This window comes from Flammeovirga sp. EKP202 (assembly GCF_014534745.1).
Lineage (GTDB): Bacteria > Bacteroidota > Bacteroidia > Cytophagales > Flammeovirgaceae > Flammeovirga.
Genome location: NZ_JACVVP010000055.1, coordinates 24,610 through 51,237, shown reverse-complemented (window position 1 = coordinate 51,237; position 26,628 = coordinate 24,610). Strand labels below are relative to the sequence as shown.

At 32.3% G+C, this 26,628-nt stretch carries 28 protein-coding genes; all 28 read right to left on the bottom strand.

The genetic code is table 11. The annotated features are described in order from the left end of the window. Window positions 1–607 precede the first annotated feature (607 nt). Window positions 608–1,795, bottom strand: a complete 1,188-nt coding sequence (locus IC221_RS24220; RefSeq protein WP_188171422.1) for a DUF6786 family protein — start codon at window positions 1,793–1,795, stop codon at window positions 608–610. A 162-nt stretch (window positions 1,796–1,957) separates the two neighbouring features. Then, a complete protein-coding gene (locus tag IC221_RS24215; protein WP_188171421.1) occupies window positions 1,958–3,985 on the bottom strand; it encodes a transketolase in 2,028 nt (675 codons plus the stop codon). Between the two features lie 165 nt (window positions 3,986–4,150). Then, on the bottom strand, window positions 4,151–4,825 hold the full coding sequence (gene fsa, locus IC221_RS24210) for a fructose-6-phosphate aldolase (protein ID WP_188171420.1): 675 nt from the start codon (window positions 4,823–4,825) through the stop codon (window positions 4,151–4,153). Window positions 4,826–4,833: 8 nt separating this feature from the next. Continuing rightward, entirely contained in the window at window positions 4,834–6,342 is a 1,509-nt protein-coding gene (locus IC221_RS24205) for a xylulokinase (RefSeq protein WP_188171419.1), read from the bottom strand. A gap of 8 nt (window positions 6,343–6,350) precedes the next feature. Next, a complete protein-coding gene (gene xylE / locus IC221_RS24200; protein WP_188171418.1) occupies window positions 6,351–7,772 on the bottom strand; it encodes a D-xylose transporter XylE in 1,422 nt (473 codons plus the stop codon). A gap of 280 nt (window positions 7,773–8,052) precedes the next feature. Next, window positions 8,053–9,402, bottom strand: coding sequence for a xylose isomerase (xylA, locus tag IC221_RS24195; RefSeq protein WP_223241473.1), 1,350 nt, complete (start codon window positions 9,400–9,402; stop codon window positions 8,053–8,055). 387 nt (window positions 9,403–9,789) lie between these two features. Then, a complete protein-coding gene (locus IC221_RS24190; protein WP_188171417.1) occupies window positions 9,790–10,176 on the bottom strand; it encodes a DUF4345 family protein in 387 nt (128 codons plus the stop codon). A gap of 61 nt (window positions 10,177–10,237) precedes the next feature. After that, window positions 10,238–10,942, bottom strand: a complete 705-nt coding sequence (locus IC221_RS24185; protein ID WP_188171416.1) for a YafY family protein — start codon at window positions 10,940–10,942, stop codon at window positions 10,238–10,240. Between the two features lie 27 nt (window positions 10,943–10,969). Further along, the gene (locus IC221_RS24180) at window positions 10,970–11,248 is read right to left on the bottom strand and encodes a hypothetical protein (RefSeq protein ID WP_188171415.1); all 279 of its coding nucleotides are present in this window, start codon (window positions 11,246–11,248) and stop codon (window positions 10,970–10,972) included. 57 nt (window positions 11,249–11,305) lie between these two features. Then, window positions 11,306–12,196 (bottom strand): tetratricopeptide repeat protein, encoded by an 891-nt coding sequence (locus tag IC221_RS24175; RefSeq protein WP_188171414.1) that lies wholly within the window; start codon window positions 12,194–12,196, stop codon window positions 11,306–11,308. 106 nt (window positions 12,197–12,302) lie between these two features. Beyond that, window positions 12,303–13,130: a DUF4261 domain-containing protein gene (locus tag IC221_RS24170; protein ID WP_223241472.1), complete on the bottom strand. Its 828-nt coding sequence runs from the start codon at window positions 13,128–13,130 to the stop codon at window positions 12,303–12,305. A gap of 98 nt (window positions 13,131–13,228) precedes the next feature. After that, window positions 13,229–13,834 carry a PH domain-containing protein gene (locus IC221_RS24165; RefSeq protein ID WP_188171413.1) on the bottom strand — a complete coding sequence of 202 codons (606 nt, stop codon included), beginning with the start codon at window positions 13,832–13,834 and terminating at the stop codon, window positions 13,229–13,231. Between the two features lie 74 nt (window positions 13,835–13,908). Then, on the bottom strand, window positions 13,909–14,433 hold the full coding sequence (locus tag IC221_RS24160) for an SMI1/KNR4 family protein (protein ID WP_188171412.1): 525 nt from the start codon (window positions 14,431–14,433) through the stop codon (window positions 13,909–13,911). Between the two features lie 377 nt (window positions 14,434–14,810). Further along, window positions 14,811–15,038, bottom strand: coding sequence for a hypothetical protein (locus tag IC221_RS24155; RefSeq protein WP_188171411.1), 228 nt, complete (start codon window positions 15,036–15,038; stop codon window positions 14,811–14,813). Between the two features lie 156 nt (window positions 15,039–15,194). Beyond that, window positions 15,195–16,247 carry a DUF5685 family protein gene (locus IC221_RS24150; protein ID WP_188171410.1) on the bottom strand — a complete coding sequence of 351 codons (1,053 nt, stop codon included), beginning with the start codon at window positions 16,245–16,247 and terminating at the stop codon, window positions 15,195–15,197. A 397-nt stretch (window positions 16,248–16,644) separates the two neighbouring features. Beyond that, window positions 16,645–17,316: a hypothetical protein gene (locus IC221_RS24145; protein WP_188171409.1), complete on the bottom strand. Its 672-nt coding sequence runs from the start codon at window positions 17,314–17,316 to the stop codon at window positions 16,645–16,647. A gap of 93 nt (window positions 17,317–17,409) precedes the next feature. Further along, complete coding sequence (locus IC221_RS24140; protein WP_188171408.1) at window positions 17,410–17,883, bottom strand: macro domain-containing protein; 474 nt, start codon at window positions 17,881–17,883, stop codon at window positions 17,410–17,412. 91 nt (window positions 17,884–17,974) lie between these two features. Then, window positions 17,975–18,562 carry a hypothetical protein gene (locus IC221_RS24135; RefSeq protein ID WP_188171407.1) on the bottom strand — a complete coding sequence of 196 codons (588 nt, stop codon included), beginning with the start codon at window positions 18,560–18,562 and terminating at the stop codon, window positions 17,975–17,977. A gap of 218 nt (window positions 18,563–18,780) precedes the next feature. Then, window positions 18,781–19,149 (bottom strand): hypothetical protein, encoded by a 369-nt coding sequence (locus IC221_RS24130; protein WP_188171406.1) that lies wholly within the window; start codon window positions 19,147–19,149, stop codon window positions 18,781–18,783. Window positions 19,150–19,355: 206 nt separating this feature from the next. Further along, window positions 19,356–20,021 carry an energy transducer TonB gene (locus IC221_RS24125; RefSeq protein ID WP_223241471.1) on the bottom strand — a complete coding sequence of 222 codons (666 nt, stop codon included), beginning with the start codon at window positions 20,019–20,021 and terminating at the stop codon, window positions 19,356–19,358. Between the two features lie 86 nt (window positions 20,022–20,107). After that, complete coding sequence (locus tag IC221_RS24120; protein ID WP_188171404.1) at window positions 20,108–20,629, bottom strand: alpha/beta hydrolase; 522 nt, start codon at window positions 20,627–20,629, stop codon at window positions 20,108–20,110. A 628-nt stretch (window positions 20,630–21,257) separates the two neighbouring features. Then, window positions 21,258–21,872: a hypothetical protein gene (locus tag IC221_RS24115; protein ID WP_188171403.1), complete on the bottom strand. Its 615-nt coding sequence runs from the start codon at window positions 21,870–21,872 to the stop codon at window positions 21,258–21,260. Window positions 21,873–22,076: 204 nt separating this feature from the next. Beyond that, entirely contained in the window at window positions 22,077–22,493 is a 417-nt protein-coding gene (locus IC221_RS24110; RefSeq protein WP_188171402.1) for an energy transducer TonB, read from the bottom strand. 100 nt (window positions 22,494–22,593) lie between these two features. Further along, complete coding sequence (locus IC221_RS24105; RefSeq protein WP_188171401.1) at window positions 22,594–23,145, bottom strand: hypothetical protein; 552 nt, start codon at window positions 23,143–23,145, stop codon at window positions 22,594–22,596. Window positions 23,146–23,294: 149 nt separating this feature from the next. Then, window positions 23,295–23,747, bottom strand: a complete 453-nt coding sequence (locus tag IC221_RS24100; RefSeq protein WP_188171400.1) for a hypothetical protein — start codon at window positions 23,745–23,747, stop codon at window positions 23,295–23,297. A gap of 196 nt (window positions 23,748–23,943) precedes the next feature. Next, window positions 23,944–24,561, bottom strand: a complete 618-nt coding sequence (locus IC221_RS24095; RefSeq protein ID WP_188171399.1) for an HAD family hydrolase — start codon at window positions 24,559–24,561, stop codon at window positions 23,944–23,946. Window positions 24,562–24,669: 108 nt separating this feature from the next. Beyond that, on the bottom strand, window positions 24,670–25,116 hold the full coding sequence (locus IC221_RS24090) for a hypothetical protein (protein WP_188171398.1): 447 nt from the start codon (window positions 25,114–25,116) through the stop codon (window positions 24,670–24,672). 91 nt (window positions 25,117–25,207) lie between these two features. Further along, window positions 25,208–26,380 carry a DUF1573 domain-containing protein gene (locus IC221_RS24085; RefSeq protein ID WP_188171397.1) on the bottom strand — a complete coding sequence of 391 codons (1,173 nt, stop codon included), beginning with the start codon at window positions 26,378–26,380 and terminating at the stop codon, window positions 25,208–25,210. Window positions 26,381–26,628: the final 248 nt, after the last annotated feature.

Here is a 26,628-nt window from a genome sequence, read left to right as displayed (position 1 = left end):
AGGTTTGAAGCTGAATCTCTCAAAAAAAGATAATTATCTTTTCTGCTTAGACAGTCCGAACTACTGGGGTAACTATACATTTATGAGTATGTTTTTGAGAAACCGATTAAAAGTTAACTTTAATTTTTAAATGACTTCATACAAAAAAATGGTTCAAGGTTTATTCTATTACTACAAATAATCTGCTCACAAAATATTAACCAAAATAAGTACAAAGTCAAAAATTAATTATAGATAATTTTGAATTTGTACTTACTTTCTTAAAGTTTTATAAAAAACAAAACTCCTCAATAAAACTGAGGAGTTGAGTGCACATCTAAAAATTTATACGTTATACTAAAAAGTCAGAACTGGAAATTCTGCTAAAAAGGTAAATTGTTAATTGAATATATTTGATACCTGTTTAAATTCATCAATACAGAATAATAACACGCTCTATTCATTCTTACCTTAAGTAATGAACAGCACAAAAGTAGTAGTGCTTTATGAATCATTTATTTACTGTATATTACTATTTGGTTATAAGTATCCGACTAAAATTACCTTTAAATACCTTCTTTGCTTTTATTCTTCTAAATTCTGCTCCCTAGTATCATTATTCTATTTTTTAATAAGGCAACTGCGATAATTCTACACCTAACACTTTTTTACAAATAAGGTCTAAATCATCTTTACCTCCTTCAAAATGATAGATTGATTGCACGTGTCGTAATTTTTCATTTGGTTTTAATTCCTTTGCAGCAGAAAATGATTCAAATTCAAAAAAGGGGTAATTGCGATCTAATTCGGGATTCACTTCTCCATTAAAAATGTTCATCACATCTCCCTTATAGTTTTTAGAAGATTCCCAATCAGAACTAACGTATAAGCTGTCATTACTGAAAGAATAAGTGACGATGTTTAATAAGTTAAACTCTGGGGAGTAGCTTCCCATTATAGGTTTGATATCTTCTTTAGGCATCCCCATTTTATTTAAATATTTAGCATCTGTTTTATAAAATGCTACACCACTCTTCAAGAATACTCTGTCTTTTTGAGGTGAAAAATAATTTGTAACAGTATCCAAATCAATTGATTTAGAAGGCACAATGGCCCATTGATTATTGGAAGGGTGCATACATCCTATTTCCCAAATTGGTAAGAGACCTGTTTCTTTTTTCCATTGGTGATTGTCAAGATTTTCTAAGGTAGTAGTTGCGGAAAAGCTTACAAAAGAAACTTTTTCTGGAATCTGAATATCAAGTTTTTTTTCTATAAAATACTTTTTATTAAAAACTATTTTCCTTTCAGTTTTGACATTGAACCTTGTACCAAATGCATTATCAATTACCATTAAGTTGGATGAGATAGATTGGTAAAATGTTGTTTTGTCTGTATTAAAAGTAAGTGTATCTAGGTCAAGACTGATTTGCATATTTTCACCTGACCTTTCGACATTAGGCGGAAAAAAAATTGAAAAATCACCTACCTCTGGTCCAAACCACATTCTTGATTCTCCACCAATTTTTGACAATTTCTTTAAACCAACAGGAGATGCTATCAATTTTTTATCAAAATAACCAATACTACGACCGCTATAGCCGCTTGTTGTCGAAGTGAAAACTCTTCCTTGATATTTTGGAGAAATTGCTACAAGGTGACTTCCTTCACCAAGTATAATTAAATCATCAATGTATTTTTTCAAGAATTGAACATCTGAGCCAAATGTAGCTTCAGCGTATTTATGCTCTTTTTGGCAGCTGAAAATTGAGAAAGAAATTGCTACCAATAATATTTCTATAACATTTTTTTTCATAATAAGGTTATTTAATTATTTATCAATACCACATATAAAAAAATGGGCCCTCAAAAAAGGCCCATTTTTACAGAGTAAAACCGGAAAGGTATTTACTTGGCTTAGGTTTCGTGAATGATAAATCCCTTTCCTACATTCTTATCGCAGAATCTATTTTGCTTATTAAACCATTTCTAATTTTTGAACAATTTTCTCTGCTAAACCTTCTGGATTGAAACCAAATTTTTCGTCCAATACAGATGCTGGTGCTGAATATCCAAAGTGGTCTAAACCATACACCTCTCCCTCTACTAATTGCTCTAATGTAATTGGAAGTCCAGCCGTTAAACCAACAGATTTAACACCTTCTGAAATCACTTCATTTTGATATTCTTTTGGTTGATCTCTGAATAATCCTTCTGAAGGAACAGAAACCACTTTTGAAGAAAGATCATATTTAGATTTCAGTATTTTGGCCACTTCAGCAAGTGTACCTACTTCTGAACCATTTGCTATTAATTGAATATCTACTGATTCATTATTTTGAACAGCAATATATCCACCCTTGCTTAGTTTTGATTGGTCTTCAAGACGTTGTGCACTTGGTGCTACTTCATTGATATTTTGTCTTGAGAAAATCAAACCAACAGGACGATCAACTGATTCTATGGCAAACTTCCACGCTTCTGTTGTTTCATAACAATCCGCTGGGCGCAATGCAATAAAGCTACGTTTGCCGGAGTGATTTTTTAATTTCTCTAATAATCTTAATTGTGCTTCTTGCTCAATAGGTTGATGGGTTGGTCCATCTTCACCTACTCTAAATGAATCATGTGTCCACATAAAGATCACTGGTGTTTTCATCAGAGAGGCAATTCTTAATACCGGCTTCATGTAATCCGAGAACACAAAGAAAGTTGCACAAACTGGAATCACACCTCCATGTAAGCCCATACCTACCATAATGGCTGCCATTGTCAACTCAGATACACCAGCTTGTAAGAATGCACCAGAGAAATCACCCTTTTGGAATGCTGTTGTTTTCTTTAAGAACGCTTCCGTTTTATCACTATCTGCTAAATCTGCAGAAGCCACAATCATGTTATCTAAGCGAGTTGCCAAATGAGACATTACTTTTCCTGAAGCGGCTCTTGTTGCTGCACCATCCACTTGAGTGATGTTTGCCCAATCTACAGCTGTAGTATCTCTAGCATAGAATTTTTCTAATTTCTCCGCTAACTGAGGGTAATCGTTTTTCCAACCTTCCTCTTCTGCTTTTGCTTTCTTTGCTAAATCAGTTTTGATTTCAATTACTTTCTCATAGTATGATGCCACTTCATCAAAAATTTCGAAAGCATTTTCAGGATCGCCTCCTAAATTTTTAATCGTTTGCTCGAAACTTGCACCTGACTTTGAAAGTGGCTGACCGTGTGTAGAACACTTCCCTTCAAAATTCTCTCCTCCTTCTTGAACTGCACCTTTACCCATTATTGTTTTACCAATAATCAAAGTAGGTCTTTCAGTTTCAGCATGTGCTTTATCTAACGCCTTTCTAATCTCATTAGAATCATTACCATTAATTGTAATGACATTCCAGTGCCAAGCTTCATACTTTTTAGCTGTATCTTCTGTCGTTACTTCTTCTACAGTAGTTGAAAGCTGAATATCATTCGCATCATAGAATAATATAAGGTTGCTTAATCCTAAGTGACCTGCGATTCTACCTGCACCTTGTGAAATTTCTTCTTGAATACCTCCATCAGAAATATAAGCATAGGTTTTATGCTCCACCACTTTACCAAATCTTGAAGCTAAAAAACGCTCCGAGATAGCAGAACCAACGGCAAATACGTGCCCTTGTCCTAACGGCCCTGATGTATTCTCAATCATACGATCTACATCTACCTCTGGATGACCAGAAGTAGGGCTTCCCCACTGTCTAAACTGCTTTAGTTCTTCGATTGAATATTTCCCCAACAATGCCAATTGACCATAAAGCATGGCAGACATATGTCCTGGATCTAAGAAAAAGCGATCTCTTGCATGCCAATGTGGATCTTGTGGATCAAACTTTAAATATTCGCTGTAAAGTATATTTATAAAATCAGCACCACCCATCGCACCTCCTGGGTGACCTGATTTTGCTTTTTCTACCATTGCTGCTGATAGAATTCTTATATTATCCGCACACTTCGTTTCTATTGATGTCATTATCTTTCTAATAAAGAGTGAATAGTCAAAGTGAGAGATAAAATCAAAGTACAACTCCTCTTCATCCCTCACTTTTATTTAGTAGTAATATTTAGTATTTAATCGGCTATAAAGTATGTATAACAAGTGTTCTATGCCACATTTTATTATAGCTGACACTGTCAATTAAGCTTCAACAGTAGCGGTCATTGATTCAGCATCTTTGATAAATTGTGCTAAACCTTTGTCCGTAAGAGGGTGATTTAATAATGCCTCAAATACTTTCAATGGACATGTAACTACGTCAGCACCTACTTTTGCACAATTCAATAAATGCATTGAATGACGAACTGAAGCTGCTAAAATTTCAGTACTTAATTGCTCAGGATATTGATCAAAAATTGTTTTAATTTCTTCAATCAATAACATACCATCTTGTGAAACATCATCTAATCTACCGATGAATGGAGAAACATAGGTAGCACCTGCTTTAGCTGCTAATAATGCTTGACCTGCAGAAAAAATTAATGTACAGTTAGTTCTGATCCCTTTCTTCGCAAAATGTTTGATTGCTTTCAGACCATCTTTAATCATTGGAATTTTCACAACGATTTTTGGAGAAATACTTGCTAACATTTCACCTTCTTTGATCATTCCCTCTAAATCTGTTGACAATACCTCTGCAGAAACTTTGTCTTCAACGATATCACAGATTTTTTTGTAATGAGCAATAATATTCTCTTCTCCTACGATATTCTCTTTTGCCATTAAAGATGGATTAGTTGTTACACCATCTAAAATACCCATATCGTATGCTTGCTCAATATCGTTTAAGTTCGCAGTATCAATAAAAAATTTCATTGTTTTGTTTAATTAGATTGTAAAATATTCTGATCTATATTCAAATGCTTAACTAATTCTTTCTTCCAAAGTTGGTAAGCTTTCTTCGTTTCTTCTTGTGCCTCTTTCTGAGGGTAAATCGTCTCGATCACTTTAAGAGATTCAAACGCTTCCTCAAAAGAGTTGAAATGACCTGATCCTACGGCTGATGCTGTCGCTGCACCTCTTGCCCCATCAGTATTCACTAACTCAATAGGTGCGTCTGCAATGTTCGCTAATGTCTGTCTGAAGAGTGGACTTAAGAACATGTTGGCATGACCTGCTCTAATCACTTTTGGAGCCAATCCCATTTCCTGCATTACTTCAATACCATACTGGAATGAGAATACAATCCCTTCTTGAGTGGCACGAATCATGTCTTTTTGTCCATGTCTGTTGAAATCTAATCCAGCATAACTTGCTCCAATGGATTGATTTTCTAACACACGCTCTGCTCCATTTCCAAATGGTAAATAGATCACACCATTACTACCAATCGGAGACTGAGCCGCTAATTCATTAAGCTCTTCATAAGAACAATTGGACGCAATGTTTTTCTGCAACCACGAGTTCGCAATACCTGTACCGTTGATACATAGTAACACGCCTAAACGGTTAAGGTCTTCTCTATGGTTAACATGAGCAAAAGGATTTACACGAGATTTTAAATCGCATTTTGTATCTTCCGTTACACCATACACCACACCTGACGTACCGCCAGTAGCTGCGATTTCACCAGGATTCAATACATTTAATGACAAGGCATTATTAGGTTGATCACCCGCTTTGTAAGTAATCGGAATACCTGCATTTAACCCTAATTGAGCTGCTACTTCTTCTGTTACTAAAGAGTGTTGATCAAAAGTGTTTTTCACTTCTGGAACTAGGTTAAATGGAATACCATAATGCTCCAATAGTTCCGTATTCAGTCTGTTTTCTTTAAAATTCCAAAGAATTCCTTCAGACAAACCTCCAATTGTAGTATTAATGACTCCTGAAAGTTTCATGGCGATATAGTCACCTGGAAGCATAAATTTATAACACTTCTCCATATTCTCAGGCTCATTTTCTTTCACCCATTTCAGCTTTGATGCTGTAAAATTACCCGGTGAATTCATGAAGTTTTCTAGGCAGAATTTGTCTCCCAAAGCTTTAAAAGCTTCCTCACCTATACTTACTGCTCGGCTATCACACCAAATGATAGAAGGACGAATGACTTCCTGTTGCTCATCGACCATCACCAAACCATGCATTTGGTAAGTGATACCAATTGCTCCAATTTCGTTAGGTGTAAATTTTGCATCCTTGTGTAGCCTTGCAATACCTTGTTGAACCGCATCCCACCACATTGCTGGATCTTGCTCTGCAAAACCAGGTTGAGGTGCATCAATCTTCATTTCCTGATCAGGGTACTGTGCTGAAGCTACCACTTCACCCTTCTCATTTACTGCTGAAACTTTTACGGAAGAACTTCCTATATCTAAACCTAAAAACTGCATATCATTTGTTATTTTTTATCCCAAATTGTTTCCATTTCCTCTAATGATTTTCCTTTCGTTTCTGGAACCATTTTCCAAACAAAAAGAATGGTCACTAAACACATTGCTCCATATACCCAGAATGGAAATGCGCCGTGGAAAGTGGAGAATAAATAATCATTATCCATCATCATTGGGAATGTTTGAGAAACTATAAAGTTAAATATCCACTGGAATGCTACAGCAATTGCTAAACCTGTTGAACGGATAGCATTGGGGAAGATTTCTGAAAGCAATACCCAAGTAACTGGTCCTAATGACAGGGCAAAACAAGCAATGTATCCTAATACGAATGCTAATAACCAAACGTCAGTGTTACCAAAATACGCCGCTGTACCAATTGCTGAAATACAAACTCCCATACCTAATGCACCAATCATCATCAGTGGCTTTCTACCAAAGCGGTCTACTGAGAAGATGGCAATTACTGTAAATAATAAGTTCACTGCTCCAACCACGATAGTCTGTAACAACGCTGTATCTGTATTACCACCACCTAATTGCTTGAAAATTTCTGGTGCATAATAAAGGAATACATTAATACCCGTGATTTGTTGAAATACTGATAACGCAACACCTATACAAACAATCATCAAGAAAGGTTGCTTCGTAATACTTACTTTTTCTTGGTTTTGATCTTGATGTAAAGAGTGCTTGATTTCATTTATTTTTAATGATGCATTGGGCGAAATTTTCTCTAAAATAGTTTTCGCTTCCTGCTCTCTATTTTTCATTACTAACCAACGAGGACTTTCAGGAACTGTAAATAATAAACCTGTAAATAAGACTGCAGGAATACATTCAGAACCAAACATCCAACGCCAACCTACTGTTTCATTCCATGAAGAATCACCTTGTAAAGCGATATAATAATTCACAAAATAAACCACCAACATACCAAAAATAATGGCAAACTGATTACAAGAAACTAATCGTCCTCTGTATTCAGATGGTGCAATTTCGGCGATATACATAGGAGACAACATTGAGGCAATACCTACACCAACACCTCCAATAATTCTAAAAATAATAAAGGTTGTAAATGATTCTGGAATTGCTGAACCAAATGCAGAAATAAAGAATAAAACTCCTGCGATAATCAGTGATTTTTTTCTGCCTAATTGATTCGCTAATCGTCCGGCCATACCTGCTCCAACAATACATCCCACCAAGGCACTTGACGCGGCCCAACCTTTTTGTGCTGCTGTTAAATTAAAGAACGTTTCTAATGATCCAATCGCACCGGAAATCACAGCGGTATCATAACCAAAGAGCAGTCCACCGAGTGCTGCTACCAGAGTTACGATGAGTATAAATTTAAAGTCAACTTTTCCGTTGTTTAAAGTTGCTTCTTCAGATTCGTTGTTTTTAAGTACTAGATTCTCTTCCATTTCAGTTTCATTCTGTAGTTTAAAGTCTTTATCAGATCATTTCACGATCCTGTCTAATAAAGTGTTAATTTCTGTTTTACTCTTTGATTAAGCGTAAGGACAATTGTATTTGCAGTAATGAGTGGATATAAATGATGATTGACCACCCTTACTGTTGAACTTGATCCCATGAAAAGGGAGCTGTTTATAGTTGCTTTTGAATAGTAGTTCTACTCTGACGGAGTAGTTTGTAAAGAAAGGACAATTGATGATTGCACACCAACTGTCCTTCTAACCTTCATTAAATATACATATTAATCAGGTTCTCGAAGTATTCCTGACGACCGCTCGTAGGAACAGGTTCACCTGTTTTAATAGCAATGTTTCTTAAGTCTTCTAATGATAATTTACCCTCTTCGAATAATTTACCTTCACCACTATCGAACGACGAGTAACGATCGGTACGTAATTGGTTATATTCTGAGTTTTCTAAAATATCATTTGCAATTAATAATGCTCTTGCGAAAATATCCATACCACCAATGTGAGCGTAGAACATATCTGCAAGATCAGTTGAGTTTCTTCTCACTTTTGCATCAAAGTTAACTCCACCACCTTGGAAACCACCAGCAGGAAGGATGATTAACATCGCTTCAATGATTTCATACAAGTTGTTCGGGAACTGATCAGTATCCCAACCATTTTGGTAATCACCTCTGTTTGCATCAATAGATCCTAATTTACCAGCATCTACTGCCACTTGCAATTCGTGAGTGAAAGTGTGGTTTGCTAAAGTAGCGTGGTTTACTTCTAAGTTTAAGAAGAAGTCTTTCTCTAAACCATATTGTTTTAAGAAACCTAATACAGTTGCTGAATCAAAATCATACTGGTGTTTTGATGGTTCAGCTGGCTTAGGCTCAATAAAGAAGTTACCTGTAAACCCTTGCTTTCTAGCATAATCTTTTGCCATATGTAAGAACTGAGCCATGTGCTCTTGCTCTCTCTTCATATCTGTATTCAACAGACTCATATAACCTTCACGACCACCCCAGAATACGTAATTTTCACCACCTAAAGCGATCGTTGCATCTAAAGCATTTTTAACTTGAGTACCTGCTTGTGCTACAACGTTAAAATCAGGGTTTGTTGAAGCACCATTCATATAACGTGGGTTAGAGAATGCATTGGCAGTACCCCATAAAAGTTTTACGCCTGAAGCTGCTTGTTTTTGCTTTGCGTAATCAACAATTGCTTCTAATCTTTTCTCTGATTCCAATACAGAAGCACCTTCGTCTACTAAATCGAAATCATGGAAACAATAATATGGTAATCCTAACTTTGTGAAGAATTCAAAAGCAAAGTCCATTTTTACTTTTGCCTTTTCAACAGGATCTTTAATATCTCTGTAAGGGAATAGACGAGTACCAGGACCAAATGGGTCAGCACCTTCGCCACACATGTTATGCCAGTAAGCTCCTGCAAACTTAAAGTGCTCCTTCATTGTTTTGCCAGCAACCACTCTGTTTTCATCATAAAAACGGAATGCTAAAGGATTCTTAGATTCAGGACCTTCGTACTTGATTTTTTCAATGCCTTTGAAATGTTCTACATCACCCAAAGTTACTTTTGATTCTAAAGTCGTATTCATCATTTCTTTACTTTAAAAAAATTCTTTGAACTAATTTATTTTCTATTGTTTGTTTTTGATCTACGACTGCTATTTACCTCGAAATGCTATTTCATCACAAACATTTACACTTATTTCTGAAATGAAACCGTGTTCGCAACCGCTCCCAGAACTTTAAAAATGGTGTAAAACAAGGTTTTTTGCTTGAAAATGAAGGATTAGAGAATGGGTAAAAGTGAGGCTAAAATTAGGATGAAAAATAGGTGAAATGGCACTGCTTCTGAAACTTAGAAACATAATAAAAGTGATGTAGTGGAATTTAGATTACAATGTATTTAACACATAAAAACCACAAGTACATTCTCCAATTGAATACACTTGTGGTTCTATTATCACTTCTGCCGAGCAGCATTAAGACAAAAATACAATTAACCCCATAACATTCGCCAACCCAAAGAATATTTCAAAGGCCAATCCCTGCCCAATCTGTTTATTTGGTTTTCCATCCATTACTCTACTCACAGATCTCCCCAAGGCAAAGCCAAAGAAGAGTAGTACTCCAACAATAAAGGAAGTCATTGTTAAAGAATTAACGATAGTACCCAACCCTATAATAATACCTCCACACAACATAACTGCACTTTCTCCTCTTATTTCGTTCAACAAGTTGACGTCTTCTGAGAGTGTAATTCCTGAGTTTTTAAGAAGTGCTTTCACCGGAGAAAGTAAACGAGATGCACCAACAAAGATGAGTAATAAGCTTGAAAGAGAGAGGATGATTACTTTAAGAATTTCCATTTTATTTACTTGTTTAATGAATGATGTTGTAAAGGTAAAATGGGGTTGTGACAGCCCTATGTCAGGGGTTAGAACTATTTTTTACATATTTCTCAAAATATTCTTTTATTGTCATATCATGCGGTGTAAAATTCTCCTCTAACACCATTAGTTCTTTAATAAAATCAATTCGGAACGCTCTGAAGTCATTACGCAATCTGCAAAATGCAATCATTAAAAAGTTGCCGTTAATACTGTATACCGCAAAAGGTTCTACTGCCCTTTCTGTTGTAATATCATTAGTAGAATGGTATTTGATTTTTAGTATTTTGTAATGAATGATAGCAGATTGAATTTGCATTAAATTATCACTCGTCTTCTCTTCTTTATTATTCCCACCAAAATAAACACGTTCAGCTAGCAAGTCTGCATTTCCTTTTTGGGAATATCTTAATATAGCCTTAATTTTTTCAATAGCACTTGATACATTTTCTACAAGCGATTGGTCTTTATTTTTCAATAAAAGCTGTTCAACCGTGATCAAGGCATTGGCTTCTTCTTCAGAAAAAACCACGGGGGGAAGATGATAACCTTCCATTATAGAATACCCCTTTCCTTCTTCAGTGATAATAGGAATTCCGGATTGTTCCAAAGTACGTATATCACGGTATATCGTTCGCACACTTACATTATGTCGTTCTGCGAGGTAATTTGCTGTTACAATCTTCTTTGATTGAAGCTGAGTGATAATTGCCGTAAGCCTTGAGAGTCTTGGTTTTTCTTCCATAAAGCGAATTAAGGAAAATTTATGTAATTACAATTCTTTTTTGAATAAGCTTATAGAATCAATAACCACAATAATTGATAAAACGATAAAAACAATTGCGCTAATTGGAATCGTGATCATACATGCCCAAGGTAATACCATCCAACCGCAATTTCCTTCGTGACAATCCTGTCCAGTAATAGCTTCCGTTAATAAAGCGCCAGAAATTCCTACAAGAAATGGTGATAATCCTCCTGCAATGACCGCAAATAAAAATAGCGGTAGTCTTCTAAAGTAATCCTTTTTGGTTTTTATTATAATTCCCATTTGAATATAAATTTCAACACTAACTTAATACTATAGTTACCCCGCAACGTGTGGACTTTACAATTCTAATTTCTTGATTAATTCATCCACTTCAGAACCATATTTATTTCTAAAGCCTAATGATTTTGATTTGTATAATGATTTCAATGCATCATCTACTTTATTTAGTTCCAAATAGTATAATGCAAGATTTCGAAAAGCGTATGAATTATTGGGGTCTAATTCAATTGATTTAGAGATGTCTTTAAATGACTCGTCAAAAGCACCTATTTTTAATTGAGCATATCCCCTATTGTTATAGGCAAAGGCATAATTTGGATCCAATTTGATTGCTTTATTCAAAATTAATAATGCCTGCTGATATTCATTATTATTTAAATGTAGAAAACCAAGGTTATTAAGTGCTGTAACATTGTTTGAGTTCTTTTTAATTACAGTTTCAAGAACTTGTCTTTGGTTTTTATTTTCACCTAGCTTTGAATAACAATCAGCAATGCATAAGTTTATAAACTCACTGTTATCACTGACCTCCAAAGCTCTATAGAACATTTGTTTAGCGTCATGATATTTTCCTGCTTCAAATAACTTAACTCCGAAATATGGGAAATTTTCCTTTGCTAACTCTCCCCTATTCAATAACTGTTCAAGTTCACCTATTGCCCGTTCTAAATTACCCATTTTATCATAAACTAATGCTCTAATCATATATTGAGAACAAGCAGGTTTTTCTTCATTATTGATTACTTTATTGATATGTTGTAGAGCATCCTGATGATGACCAAGATTGAGTAAGCATATAGAAGCACCCACTAAAGAAGCTTGATAATTTGGGTTTTTAGACAAAATCTTCTTGTGAAGATCTAGTGATTTTTGGAACTCCTCTCTTGATTCTAGCTTATTCGCTTTTTTCAATAGCCTAGATAAAATAAAATTAGTGAATAGCTTCATTTGATTTTTTTGAACTAATAACTGGATTACTGAACCTCTTAACATATTTCTGCAGATGTATCGATCGATATGCAAAGAATACCTCTAACACTCTCGAATGCAGTTATTAAAATTCAATCTTTAATGTATTGCCTTCGAGAAACTTCCCCTTTGATTCACTAATTTTGAGCTTTTGGTCCGCTGACATTCCTATCGTTTCTCCGTCATTCAGGGTAACATTATATGCCAATACATAATTTGCGATGCCATACATCATATCAATTAACTCTAAATGATTTTTCGTAGAATTGATAATTTCCATTTCTTTTTTACCAAAATCAGCTAGTCCATAAGTATAAATTGACTGTTTGCCATTTTCCTGTCGTAATCCAAAATAAATCCAATTATACAATGGTAAATTGTTTTCTGACATTGAATTTGTATTTGTAAGATAAAAATCCTTTTTCAATAAAAGAGTTCTTCCTCCAATATAGAGTCCTATTGATTTGCTGTTCTTTAATACAGATGCTGCTAACTTATTAAATAGTATGTTTTCTTTGATAGGATTTTTACCAGCATCTACTATTGATAAAATAATATGTCCTTTATGTTTTTTGGTTTCTTTGTAAGCATTACTCCATAAGTAATTATATTCAGCTGTTTCTTTTACCTCGTTTCCAGGAATAGGATACGATATATTTCCAATTGCAATATGGTATCCATCTATTGTTAAAACACTAGCATCTTCTCCAGTTTCTATTGTGGTAATTTTCAGGTTCCAAGTATTCTCTAATTCATCTATCACTCCTTCAATATCTAAGGAGTTCGATTTCTCTAAAAGTATCATTCCGAGTATTGAATTACTTACATCCAATTTTTCCTTTTCTTCACCTTTAGAAAAGCTAAATAGTCCCAATAGTGATGCTAAAAGTGTAATAGTTATTATTTTATTCATAGTAATGTTTGTCTGTATTTTGATTTATGTTTAATAGGTGAGGTATTTATTAAAACTATGTTATTTGCCTAAATTATTAGCTTGCATTAATTTAATGTTTAGTTAGCTTTTTGACTGTCACTAAGATTAGTTCCAAATTTTGAAATATTTGAGTGTTGAAAATCAAACGAAATTTCTTTAACCATTTTGTAAATAGTCAATACCTCTTTTATAGAACTCCATTCATCATATAGTTTTGTTGGACTGCCTACATTATTTTTTATTCTACCACTAAAAAATTTTATTGTCCCTACTTTAAAAATTTTTCCAATAAGATTAGTTTCAACTTCTAATTTTATAATTTTATCTAAATCTATTGTCTTGAAATCAACAAAAGAGTACCCTGAACTAAACATTACTCTTTTATTTGTCAAGGCAAATGATGTATTAGAGTAATTGAATATGTTATAGAATGTTTGATATAAACCAGATAGTATTGGAGCAATAAAAACCAGCATGAAAAGCCAATAACCAGAATCCATATTTCTATCAAAATTCCCGAAATAATAAATAAAAAAAATAACAGCAGGTATAATCAATCCTAATAAAACTTGATACAAACCAACTAAGAAAAAAGGTGTAAATTCAGGTTTACTTTCCCATAAGATTTCTTCATCATTATCTTTTATTAAATCAAATTTGCTTTTGTCGTTTTGTCTTTTCATTTGTCTGTTATTCATTTGAATGATTTTGAATTTATAGTTTATGTAACAAGCTAACGAACCATGTTAGCTTAGTTTTATCTTAATAAATGTTCAATTTCATTTCCTATTATTTCTGCAAAAAACTCTTCTATACTTTCTACACATTCACAATATTTATTCAAATGGCTATACAACAATATAATTTCTCCATACTTTGAGGCATTTTTATCTAAATTGATAAACCAATGTCCACCTCCGAAGTTATAATCTGCAAAATGATAATAACTTTCACTATAGTTTATTAAATATTCATCTTTCTTCAATGTTAAATTCTTTGTTCCACCATCTGATAATATTCTAATTCTTTCTTCACTGCCTTTTACAAAAAGTAATAAATTTTGTAAATCCTTAAGTTGAAGCATTTCAAATAAACAGCCATCATAAAGTCCATTACTGATTTTGTAAAACTCTTTTAATAAAGCTGGTAATGACACGTTATGTTCTTTCTCAAACTCTAGCAATTCTTCGTCTTTAACAGGAGGCTCTTGCTCTAGTTTACAACCCTCTTCTGAATCAAGTCTTCTAATCAAGCTTTCTATTAAAAATAAAGTATTTGTCATTTTAGATATTAATTTTATCAACTTAAGAAATTCTATGAATTATTACTTTTGTATTTAATGTTTATTGCATTTAAAATTTTGAATTTCAGAAAACTTTTGACCAATTATTGCCAACATCTAATAAACACCACTGTGTCTCTTTATATTTGTGATTACACCTTGGTATTTTTACAATAGTTAAATGTGGTTTCAACGTCCCTTAAGTTTGCTGCTAGATTGTTGAAAACCGTTTCAAGGTACAGTTAAATGTATTACAAAACAAGTATAGATTGTTCGTGAGTTATCAGAGAGTGGTTCTATTTCTTTGAAGTGTGAAACTTCTCAAAACATTGATTCATTAGAGCGATGTTGAAAATTCCCCCTCTTTATCCACATCCTTATCGATATATAAAATCTCCATTACTATCTATAACATCGAAAAAATAATGCTCACACCATCTTATTAAATCACCCTTAATAACATAACTTGGTAATGAGATATTATTTAATTCAACTTCATTTTTAGTATCAAGCTTTATTGCCACAACATTAAACCTATTCCTTTTTGAATCAGTAGAAGTATTTTCAACTGACTCAAATGATATTATTTGATATTCTCTTCCCATACCATCAGTTATTTACTTTCATCTTATACGCTTTATAAAAAGTATTCAGTAATTTTCTAAACGTCATTTGAATAGCTTCAAACCTCTTGAAGGTAGCCACTATCATACTTAAACACAATCTTTTTAATCGTAGTTGTGTACTTTTTATAAATCACATTAACAATCACATCCTCCACAGTCGCATCCACCGCAATCACAACCTTCACATGAACAACAAGAATCTGTACAAAAACACGTTATCTCTGAAAAATCTAAACAACATTCCAAATCTGCAAAACCATTTGTAAACTTTGATTTTTTTGAACCCATAGCAACATAACTAATCGGTATTTCACCAATTGTTCTAGTGTAACGAGACTCTAAACTCTGTGTAAGACCTAATGATTTTAGATTTACAATTAATTCTTTTTTTGTGGATTCTAAGTAGTTTTTTACTTTCTCAAGAGAAACCTTTGAGCTTTTTATTATTGGGTTGAAATTCTTAGCTTGAATATCTTTAGGGTAATCTAATACCACATCATTAAGATAAACTAAACTACCTAGATTCCATCCAATTTTCTTCATGGTTGTCACTTTTTCTGCTCTGACATTTATCAAGTTAGCTCCAAACTCAAAACATAACTCTGTTATTCTAGCCGTTGGTTCAATATAACTATCAATAGCTAATTCAGGTATTTTTTCTACTTTTTCGTTAAGATCTAAGTAGTTGTTAACTTTCTTATTTGGAAAACCAATATCCATCAAATTCTTTATCGACTTTAAAAAAGTATCTTTATATATCAAATTTCCTAATAGAGATATTATCTTTTTAGTCCCTACACTATCATTATAATTATCTTGTAGTTTAAGGTGTGACAAGAAAATGTTCAACGAAGATGTATACCTAAATATGTCTGTCAAGTCTTCTATTTTGGGTAATGATAGACAAGATTTCTTCAATATTTGATTATTTGCCTCTGCATTATAAAGGTCATTCATTAATGATGATAAAAAGACAATATCATTATTCAAGAAAGCTCTACTCTTCAACCCATATAATTTCCCTATTGACTTACATGTACCACAATAGTTATAATGATGACTTGAAATTTGAGTATTTACCTTACATAAATTCTGTTTTAATATACCAAACATTAATTCTCGATTTTTTTTAACTTCTAAACCATATGCAGCAGATTTTTCGACTGAAGGATGGAGTGTTTCTTTCATTGATATGCATTTACTGAATACATTGTAAACTAAATTATCGTCAACTTTTAATAGACCTTTCTACAAGCATTTATAGGATCTACTTTCAAACTTCCTTCTTCTTCATTTTTGTCTTGAAACAAAAACGAAGCAAAAAATTCAAGGCTTTGAAGTCAAAAGCTAAATTCCATTTCTCTCGCCTAAATGATTTTAAACTCGCTGCGCTCAAACAACAAAATCATTATTAACGGCTCAATACATGAAATTCTTGACGCTTTTCCCTTCAAGGCCGAGGGAAGAAGTAGCAAATGAAGTGGGTAGTAAGTCCACTGGCGCGAATGTTAAGCGATAGCGTCATTCGTGTCCTACAGATCAGCAGAAATCTCCTGATTTCTAAATACCATAAATATTCGGAAACTTAGTTTACAGTGTACTGAATATCACCAGTCATTATTTTCGCAATTTCGTCAGCGTTCTTAATATTCATTTCTACTAAAATTTCACTTATTCTATTTTCAAAATGGATTTGGTCATTTCGACATATTTTAATTTCGGCCACAAGCTCTTCTTCTGATAATTTATGCTTTTCCGAGATACTTTTAAATTCTTCTAGATTTTTTTCGGTAAAATCAGATATGGAAATATACTTGTCAGTTCTTTTGAAATAAATCCAAGGATGCCCAATCCACAAGCTTGTCCATTTATTGAATGATGCATTTCCAATTTCTTCCCAATTCAGAATGTCAGATAGATCCCCACAACAGTTTGGTTCAACGATAATATTGTCATTTTCAACAATTACTATTCCGCCTGAAATACGTCCCAAGCATTCCTCAATTTCAGATGGGTCAAGATCCTGTAGTTTTTCTTCAAGAATTACCTTTAATTCAAAATCTCCAACAGTTTTCATGTCAACTAAAAATGATCCGGGTGCAATAGACTTTAGGTTTTGTAAGTTGCTATCAGAAATACATTTCAACCAATAGTTACTCCAAGCTTCAGGATCTTCAGCCTTCGTTTTAGAAGGTAAGTCATATTCATTTTTTGAATAATCCCAAGGCTCAATTTCGATTGTGTTTATTAGTTTCATATTACGTTTTAAAGCTCCAGTTCATGCTTTTTATTTCACGCAAACTCAAAGCCTTATTAATTCAATTATCCGAGCAACTTATAATCTGTTTTCTTAAAAATCGTACACAAACGTTTTTATTTCTTTATCTATCAAAGTATTCTCAATAATTGGTTCAATCTTCTCCCACTTTCCCCCTGCCAAACCACATCCAATTCTAGGCATATGAACTGAAGCGTCTAAGTCCTTTGCAACTATAGATAACTTTTCTAGGCAATCATTTACAGCTTCGTACCTTATTGGTACTCCATTACTTCCTGTTTTCATTCCTCTTTGACCAATCATATTACAGACGTATACATATTCTTCCACTTGTATTATCTGAATATTACCGAGTGCAAAATCATTTTTAGATCTTTCTCTGTGCCATTTTCGATAATTGGCTTCAGGTTCTTTCCATCTTTTGGAAATCGCTAAGACAAAACCTTTGCCCCAACCTCCTAAATCATTACAAATATGTGCTATTATCTTAACTCCTTTTGCTTGAGGAGAAGTAGCATCGCCTTTCAAATATTTTATTTTTTCCATGATGATATATTGTAGGTAACAGAAATTGGTAAACCTGAGAAAGGACAAGGTTGCCGAGACATTCTGTTTTTAGTTATTATGATAGTTTAGTTTAATAAGGAAGAATTTCCACAAGTAATTGGTTATTACTTTTCCATTTTATCCAACCGTATGTAACATCCATTTCTTCTGTAATCATGGGGTCACATTCTCTTGAAAAATAGACCTTCATCCAGTTTACATTACCAATAGATTTTAACTCTTTTATCTTTAGGTTTTCTCTTGGGCATGAATAATCAATTTTAGAATTACCATTTGGTTCATTTAAAATTGGGTTATTTGTAGATAATATTCTTTTAACTGAACATTTCTTTAACATTTCTGATAATTTAATAAATTCGAATTGTTCATTTATAGGAATAAATCCTGTCTTACTTTCACCAATATAAATCTCGTAATAACTATCTGTAACTCTAATACAAGAGAAGTGTAGTAAACCATAGTCAGGTTTATAAAAATAAGCTTCAACATTTTTAGATTCAACTGTCAATTCTTTATTATCATAGATCTTTGGCATCATTCGACCATGATATTCATAACTTTTTGTATCATAAACAAAACCAATTCCCAAAGGTGGTTTCTGTCCAAATATTTGTGTAAACTGGATTAATAAAAATAGTAAGAGCAATAATTTTTTCATGAGATTTACAACACTAATTATCTATTTCTTATAACATCTAATAAACCACGGTATTAACATTACATTTGTTATTATACCGTGACAATTATTGAATAGTAAAATGAAGTCTCAACTTTCTTTTAGTTTGCTGTTAGATTGTTGAAAGACGATTTCAATTTACAATTGAATGTATTACAAAACAAATAATTATCAACTCTTCATTTCATCATCAAATAACACTAAATTTGAGGTATTGATTCTAATGTAGAAGCCTCATGTTTTTTTCTACTATAGGTCAATCTCATTAATGGATATAAAATATTCAGTAGCTTAAAATAAGCTTTGTTGACTTTCGGATTTAAAGTCTTTAAATCTTTTGATATTACATTACTTCTCTGCCCAAACACTGGAATCCATCTGCAGCCATCATTCCTAAAACGATAGCAATTATCGTAATTCTGTGATCTGTTACAGCAGCCGATACGATGATGGAACCACCTTGACACACCTAATCCGTAAATCTCTTCTACAAATGGAAGTATACCTAAATAGTCAAAATCTAAGAATACAAACCCTCTTGCTGCCATTTCAGGTCCATAAGTGGCCATCACTGGTCCTTTCCCTGTGGAAATAGACTAGCACTAACAATCGCCTTGTGCTTTTATTAGGATCAAATCTTTCTGGAAGATATATATCAGAGATGAACAGACTGCATCACTTAAACATTTTTGTAGAAGACTGATAATTTTTGGATAAAAAAAACAGGTCATTATAACGTACTAAATGAGGAGGTAGAAGACTTTTAACCTCATTTTTAATGTAGAATTGAAAAAACAAGTACTCTAACATTTCTGCCATTATGCCGAGCAGGTTTTAAGTTCATTTGGTTCAATTCTTTTATGATATAGGGTTTAAGTTTATATGCAAAACTATTTCGAACTGAACAATTTGAAATAGATCCATCCTTTTCAATTACAAATTGAATAAATATTCTTTTGTTACTATTCTTCAACTCGCTTATCTGTAGGCCTAGTTTAGAAGTTAATTTATCACCTATTTCAACAATTTCATTTGGACTAATTGATTGATCAACAAGATTGTTTGGGTAAATTGGAATAGATTCATTTCCCGAATTAGAGTAATGTATAATATCAATAAATTTATTTTTCTTGTATAAGTAACTTACTTTGTTTCCAAGAAGATCAATTTTTTCTATTTTTCCATCAATTATTTCGGGGTTTAGAGAAAGTAATTCTCCTTTTTCTGGAAATCCATGAGATAAATCAAATAACGACCATTGTTCATATTGGTATCTTTTTGATACGTTATCATATGTAACATATCTGACGAAATAAGCAGAGTCTTTAGAAGATACAATTCCATCTAGTCCATAGTAAACCGTATCTATACTTTGACTGTTTGCTTTTGTTGCTAAGAGACTCAAAATTAATATGCAAAATTTGAAAATATGGACTCTCATAGGTTAAATCTTATGATTCCTTAAAGGTGGTGAGGTTCAATCAAGTTTTAAAAAATATCCTTCAGCTTTACGAATAGTTTAGAGTGTTATTGTTTTGATATTTTCTTACTCAAATTTCTTGCAAATTCCGCTTCCCTATAGATCTCATGACTTTTATTGGGTAAGATAGTAAATTCAAGTTGCATATTTTCCATCCATTCTATTGAAGGGCGATGCTCATCTTTTTCACCAAAATATAATTCAATTTTACCTTTTGGTCTTTTGGTCTCTTTCCTCAATCTTGTCGATGATATACTTGTTAATGATTTAATGTTTCCGGTTTTAAGTCCGAATTTCCAAGCTATAGCACCTCCTATACTAAATGCTAAAATATCAATCGGAGTTTGTTCTTTTTCTACTAGGTATTCAACTGCTAAATCGATTCCTCCATTTAAAAATTGTTGATGAAGGTGATCTTGACTATAATCTGACTTATCTACTTGTCCAATGGTGCAAGTGTCATAGAACACAACATCAAATTCAGGTTCTAAAAATCTTGTATAATCAGTTAACCAATCAGCTTTTTCTTTTCCCCATAAATCTGAAAGGATAATTAAGCGGTCTTTCATTACATCGTTTGGTTTGTTGATACTTCAATTACAGGCATTTTATGATGGAGCTACAAGGATTATTATTTTATCATTTTTTTAATCTCATTAATTTCAGACTTAAATGTAATTAACATCATATCTAAATTTGGATGAATATCATTATTTCTTGACAATTGTTCATTTGTTGTTAACCCATAAATTAATAATGTCGAATTTAATAAACTTTCTCTGATGGAATTATTCTCGTTAAGGTTTTCTACTATGCTTATAAAGAGAGTTTTAATAACTGTTTATCTTGAGTCTTCTGATATGTTTGAGACAACCCAGAAGCAGACCACCTCCTTACCTCTGTATCTTCATCAGAGTTTCTCACGAATTCAATTGCTTTTCTTCTATATTCAGGCTTATCTATCTTTAAAGCAAAAAGAAGAGAAAATACACAAGCTTTCCTAAGATACCAATCCTCTGAATCAAAGTGTTTACTAAATTCACTCTCATACTCAATCGGATTAACACCATTTTTTGCTAAATCAATTAAATAACATCCAAGACCATCAAAATCTTTGTTTGCTTCAAATTTTCTAATTTAGACAATTACTTTATTCATTATATATATATGTCTGACAAAAGTGCTGTTTTAGCTGATTTATAGATTTTGATTTTTTAATTTTTCTTTAATTATATCATACAAACCCTGATCTTCTTCATCTAACCATGTATTACTTTTAAATAGTTCTTCCTCCATTGAACGTTTCATCAATTCTTCTGCTTCAATAGGGACCCAATAGAATAATGTATCGCCTAATTCAGTTTGGAAATTCGATTTTATCATCATCCACGTATCAATAGGTGGGTTATCAAAAGTATCTAAAAATCCCTTTCCAATGTCCTCTGCATTTCCATCAATATTTGACATTCCAAGCTTTTTACATGCTATTCTACCAAAATCAAGAGGTTTTTGAAATTGTGGTAATCTTTCCTTTATTCTAATTCTAAGAGATAAGTTTAATACAGGAGTTATATCCTTTTTATTATTTAAATGTGTTGTTAACTGTCCGTAATCGTCATTATTAGAAAAATCATATAGTGGTTTTCCGTTTACTATTGGATTTGTTTTTCTTAAAACTTTGTCATTACGCTTCTTATTGAAATCATGACCTTGAATAAGATGAGATGTCCAAGAACTAGTTAAATATATTAATCCGATTAATTTATCAATCTCATTATTAGTGAGGGTTTTATTACCTTCTTTACACCACATTTTTTAAAAAAATCTACTCAAATATTCACTCTTAATTTGATTGAAGTCAGGTTCTTGAGCAAAACAACTCGTCAAAGTGACAAAAAATAAGAATATTGTTCGATACATCTTTTATTGCAATATTATTTACTAATATATATGCTACACTAGAATTAGCAGGTACGTCGACCAGTGGTTGTAGATTAGCTATTATTAGAGTATGTTTTAGTTATAAGGGAGTTTAAAGACAATTGGTAAAACTAATCTTTGCTTAACATTATGCCCTTTCTTTTTATTTTTATGAGTTCGTGCTGGAGTCCATGATGAACACACTGATAAAATTCTAATAGCTTCATTATTACATGATTCATTTAGGCCACGTACTACCTCTATAGAGTCATCAATAACTTGACCCTTTTCATCTATAATAAACCTTACATAAACTTTACCTTCAATTTTTGAATCTAGTGCATCTTTTGGATATTTTAATTCCTTACCAGCCCATTGATAAAACTTACCCATTCCCCCTTCATATTTCGCAGGAACAGCTACTTCTTCAAATATTTGATCATCCTGCCCATAAAGAAAATTACAAGCAAATAGAAGAAAAGCTATAAAAAAATACGTTTTATTAGTTCTCATTTTTGTCTAAAAGTGTTAATTTATTCTTTGTAGAGTAATGACTAATAGTACTATTAATCACTACTCTAACGTTGAGTATATGCAAAGACAGCTGGCATTATTAGTCAATCCATTGGAAAGAATTAATCGTTATACCTCTAAAGCAATCGTCCAAACATCCATCTGGCACAAATCCGCATAAAGTCATCAATCCATCTAATTCAGTCTCAAAATGCAATGTATTATTCTCCTTGTCTACTGTTAAATATTCACTTGCACACGAATGATAGAGGTCATCAATGGTTAATGGATTTGCACCTTTTTCATGACTACCCACATTAGTCTTTGTTTCAGTATACGTGTCGATAATTTCCCGTTGTCCATCTGTCTCATTTGTTTTGAATTCTTGGTAAATTCTCGAAGTCACTACGCCTTCTTCTATCTTTAATTCAGTTGTACTACCGAATCCTGTCCATGAAACGAAAGTTGTTTGGTATATATATGAGTTACCATTTTTGTCTTTGAGCTCAGTCCATTGTTCTAAACTCTCGTTATAAGACAATCCACTTTCACCTTTTAAGGTTGTCAATACTGATAATTCTTCGTCATTACTTTTTTTACAAGAAATCATGATTACTGCAAAAACCAAAAGTAAAATTCTGTTTGTTTTCATATCTTCTATTTATTATTGATTATTAGTCTAAAGACGTTTATTTATTGTATTTGATTACGTTGCTTGCTGCTAACGACTCGAGCATGGTGATGCAGGCAGATTGCGTCACATAATGCCTGTGAAATATGTCCCTTGCTGGGCTTCGTTTTCTATTTTAAATTACTCCAAATTATTTCATAGTCTTTTAAGGTAAATCTTGGTAAGAAGTTGAAGATGGAAGTAACATCAAATTCTGGTTCCATTACAATCCACCATTCAGAGTTATCTCTTTTTAAATCAATAGCAGACAAAAAATACATCTTCTGTAATTCATTTTTATCTTTTTCCCATTTCGAATCGCGAAAACATTCTTCCATGTGTTCGAATAATTTGCGACTCGTGATTTCCCATCTTTTTTCAAATTCTTTAATCAGATCAATTTGTTCATTAGAAGGTTCTTTTTGATTTTCCACTTCAATAGTTAATTCTATCGAGACTTTTGAAATTGATGTATTGATACGTCCAAACCATGCAAATCCATTTCGATTTTTATCAAGATTTAAAATACCGTATTCAGCCAAGTCAAATTGTGGTTTTTCTATTTTCCTCTTAAGCCGATCCACTTTATTAATTTAATGAGGCCCATAACATTCAATAATCACCATGTCAAATTATATATATCATACCATGGCATTTATACAATAGTAAAATGTAGTCTTAACTCTCCTTAAGTTTGCTGTTAGATTGTTGAAAGACAATTCCAATTTACAGTTTAATGTATTACAAAACAAGCGATGTTTTATTACTGTACATAATGTTTTACAGAGTTATTATATGTTTTTTTATTTCGTTTAAATCTTTTATTTCATAATCTTTTGAAATGGGAGCATTACGATTAATTTTCAAATAATTCCATCCCATATTTTTAGCTCCAATAATATCTGACTTAAAAGAATCACCAATCATCAATATCCCGTTTGGTTTATCCTCTGTAATTTTCTCAATTTCTTTAAAGATTTCATTATCGGGTTTAAGAAATCCATAATCACAAGAAAAAATCATTTTTTCAAAATACTGGTCAAGATTATTAGAGAAAACAGGTTTCTTATAGGGTGATGCCAAATTTGAAATCAAGAAAATACGAAAATCTTGTTTTAGATCTCGCAACACATCAATTACCTCAGGGTAAACAATAATAGAGTCTAACTCATTCGTTAAATCACTGGTTCTTTCATTATATAAACTAGAAAATTCAGAAGGCAAAATACTTTTTAATTCCTCAACATCATTTTTCATAACTAGTTGCAGGTATGAAGAAGCATCCATCCCAAAACCGCTTTGAGAAGTTTTAAATAATTTCAAAAAGAAATGATTCGACTTTTTTATCTCAATCAACGTATTGTACAAATCAAAAACTATTGTTTTTATATTATTCATTTTCTGAAAATACATAACCTTCAATAAACACTATATCACATTATATACTAGGCGTAGTAGCGTTTAACCACTATGGACATTTTACTCATTATTGTGCTTAGTATTTCTTTAGTCTATCCAATCTTCAGTATTTCTATGTCTATCAAGCCCAACAGTTTCGAACTCATCTTGATTCCCATTTTTTATTACACCTAATTTCTTAAGTATTTTGTTCAAAGTGTCTTTTCTAAATTCTCCTATAAATTCTCTTTTTCCATTTACCCATATCAGTCCAATGTGTCCACCTTGACCACCAAAAAATTCAGATTCGAAATAGGCCAATTTTTTATTTCCAATTAGGTCAAGAGTTTTATTTTCTATGTTTTTTGTCAAAAACTCAAATGAAGATATTTCAGAAGAATTTTCCATCTGGTTAATCTCATCAAACAGCTCATCCGTTATTGGAATCATTGAAATTTTATCGGTTAAGTCAACCAACTTTGAATTAGAGTATTTATTCCTAATGGGAGCTAAACTCTCTTTCTGTCCGATAAACGCTTTTAAGTAATATCCCATCAATTTTTTCTTATTAAGCACAACTTGATGGCTAAACTCGTGAACGGTTGCGTCAACCGTGATTGGAGTTTAGTTGATGTTTCCACACGTTTTATTCGATAATTAATTCAATTGATTTATTTACATAGTTTGAAAACCCTCCCTTTTCACCTTTCGTTAAATCGACTTTCAGTTTCAAATTAGGGTTTGTATTTATCTGTTTTGCAATTAATTGTTTTGAAAAAACTACTCTGATTTCAGTTTTATCATTTGGTTTAATAGTTTCTTTGTTCCAACTCAAATATGCAATCTGATTATCTAATTGTATATCAGAAATATAAAAATCTTTTTTACCAGTATTTTTTAGGATAAAAACATAGGGCTTAGAAAAGTCTTGCTGTAGTTTTTTAAACTTCATTTTTTTATCAGAAATTTCATAACTTATTTCCTTTGGAGGCGCATCATATTTAATTCCGAATCGGATTCTATCTCCATTATTATAATTAATACCCGATATTGAATAACTCTTGTTTTCTGCTAAATCAGCGATTAAAGTTATTTTCAAATCCCTAGTTTTTCCAACTCCTAGAGGTTTGTTACCTAAATCAAACTTTATGACTTCGTTGCTAAAAAATTTTGGATTTTGAAATTCAATTTCCTCTCCTGAATTATTTCTAACTCGAATAATTTTAGTTATGTCATTTTTGCCATCTGTTTTTCCAAAATCAATTAATAAGTCTCCGATATTATTTTCTTTATCAATAGCAAGGTCAGTAAGATTAAGTATTTGTAAACCGTATTTATCTTTAAATTCGGTTTTAAACTTTTCTTTTTCGTCAGAGGTTGATTCATTTTCACCTCTATTTTCAATTTCCTCAATAACTAAGGATCCTAAATTTTGAGACCATTGCATTAATGGTAAACTTAATTCCTCGATTATAATTGGTTGTTTTTCAATAACTAATTTTCCCGTTTGAGAACTGTAAAAGGTTATAAGGTTATCAATTTCTGCTTCAGTGTAATTATTAAAGTATATTGGTTTAACTAACGATTTAAATTCTTTTAGTGACTTCTCTGTTACTTTTTGTCCCAAAGCTTCCCAATAATTATCTGAAATTCCAAAATTATTTTGTTTTTGATAATCTATTGTTTGGGTTATTAGATTTTCAATATTTCTTATAGTCCCATCTAATTCCAATAAGTTCTCTATTTTTTTGTCTAAAGATTGAGCGTTAATTTGAAATGAAAATAATATTAGAATTGAGGTAATTAAGTTTGTTCTCATAGTTTTTCTCTCATATGTGTGGTAACATTCAATAAACACCATGTCACATTATATATATATCATAACATGGCATTTATACAATAGTAAAATGTAGTCTCAACTCTCTTTAAGTTTGCTTTTAGATTGTTGAAAGACAATTTCAATTTACAGTTTAATGTATTACAAAACAAGTGATGTTTTATTACTGTACATAATGTTTTACAGAGTTATCTTTCTAATAAGCGAGAGAAAAAATCAAAAAGAAAAAG